The organism is Rhodopirellula maiorica SM1 (genome assembly GCF_000346295.1).
GTDB lineage: Bacteria > Planctomycetota > Planctomycetia > Pirellulales > Pirellulaceae > Novipirellula > Novipirellula maiorica.
The window spans coordinates 1-639 of record NZ_ANOG01000396.1; the positions used below are offsets into that span (position 1 = coordinate 1).

A 639-nucleotide genomic window follows, 5' to 3' on the forward strand; every position below is an offset into this window, starting at 1 on the left:
CGTTTCGAGAGATCGCGGTCACCTTTCCGCACCACCCCTTATTGCGAAGCGTCACGATCACATCGACCGCAGTCAGCCCGGTCCCCAGGATCACGATGTGCTTGTCGTCGCTGGGCAGATTCTCGTGCCAATCCTTCCATGGGTTGCCGCAATAACGTCGGTCGTTGGCGAGCAAGTTCGCCCCTGGCAAACCGGCGGGCGGTTGATTCCCGGTGGCCAACAAGATCGATTCCGCTTCGATCGGCTCACCCTTTTCTAACATCACCACGCCACCTTGATTGCCGCTGGCCGCCAAGCCACGCGGTACCACGTCCACCGCTGCATCCTCGATGACCTCGCACTGAACTTTCGATCGGGGATCCGCTGCACCCAGATAGTGGGCCGCCAATCCGCGGACATAATCTCCGAAAATCTGCCTTGGAATAAACGTTTCGCGAAGAGTATCGTCGTCGATCGCATCGAACTCACACCGCGAGCGCAACCAATCAAAGAAGTGCGCCGGATGGTCTGGAAAAGCCGAACATATTCCTGGCTGCCACGTTCAGCAGATGCTCACCCCGCGTCGTTCCGTATGCCGTCCGCGACCGACGGACGTCCTGAATTGATGATCACGACTCGCTGAGGTGTGGTGGCGAAGCG

Annotated in this window: 1 protein-coding gene; it reads right to left on the reverse strand. The window is 58.8% G+C overall.

Translation table 11 applies throughout. From position 1 onward, the window contains the following. Positions 1–481 (reverse strand): FAD/NAD(P)-binding protein (locus RMSM_RS12880; protein WP_008696478.1); only part of this gene is annotated, 481 nt, incomplete at its 3' end. Positions 482–639: the final 158 nt, after the last annotated feature.